This window comes from Psychrobacter sp. 1U2, assembly GCF_051847575.1.
Map to the genome: position 1 here is coordinate 1 of NZ_JBPYDC010000712.1, position 883 is coordinate 883.

Annotated in this window: 1 protein-coding gene and 1 pseudogene; both read right to left on the reverse strand. The window is 39.5% G+C overall.

Annotated elements, in window-relative coordinates; genetic code table 11:
- Positions 1-309 (reverse strand): annotated as a pseudogene (locus ACS8FD_RS18255) (type III PLP-dependent enzyme); the annotation flags it as partial.
- A 140-nt stretch (positions 310-449) separates the two neighbouring features.
- Positions 450-883: peptide deformylase (gene def / locus ACS8FD_RS18260; RefSeq protein ID WP_439276892.1), on the reverse strand; the 434-nt coding region annotated here is incomplete at its 5' end.

Below are 883 nucleotides of genomic sequence, written 5' to 3' on the forward strand. Positions count from 1 at the left end.
TTTTTTAATTGTATTACCATAAGAGATACGGGACGCATCGACACCGCAGTCAAGAACGCGATCAAGCTCATAGATAGAAGCACAGTCGAAGTTTGAGCCAAGATCAGCCAGCAAGTTGATCACTTCCACAGCAGGACTGGCTTTCATTGCATAATGAATCTTAGCAGTCGGGAACAAATCTGCCATTTCAGCATATTTAGTTTTAATCCGACTCAAATCAACCACAAGCAAAGGCGTCTCACGACCTTCAGCAGCTTTAGTAAATTTTTTCCAGCCAGTAGGGTCAAAATATTGGTCAATTTTGATCATGGTCATGAGAAGAAGCCTTTAAGGCAAATAGAATAACGAGACAATAAATAGAGCTAATCTCTAGGAACAAAGATAGCTTTTGAAAACAGCCTTTAGAAAGAATCAAATAACAAAGAAAACAATAAACTAAGCGTCATAAGTTAAGCATTAGTTGTCTGCGTCTCTTTACTCACTTGTCTCTCGCCCTGTTTCTCACGTACTTTAAGTACTTTACGGACTTTGTCACGTGCGCGAGTCTGCTTTAATCTTGATAAATAATCGACAAAGATGACTCCATTTAAATGATCCATCTCGTGCTGAATACAGACAGCCAACAACCCTTCTACTTCTTTATCAATGACTTGACCATTTTCATCTATTGCCTCGATACGTACTTTATTGGGACGTTCAACCTTATCATAGACATCAGGCACAGAAAGACACCCTTCTTCATATGGTTGTTTTTCTTCTACTAGCGGTGTTACTTTTGGATTGATAAACACCATAGGTGAGTCTTTGTTTTCAGACAAATCCATAACGATCAGTTGAACATGCTGATCAACTTGTGACGCGGCTAGACCGATTCCTTCTGCGT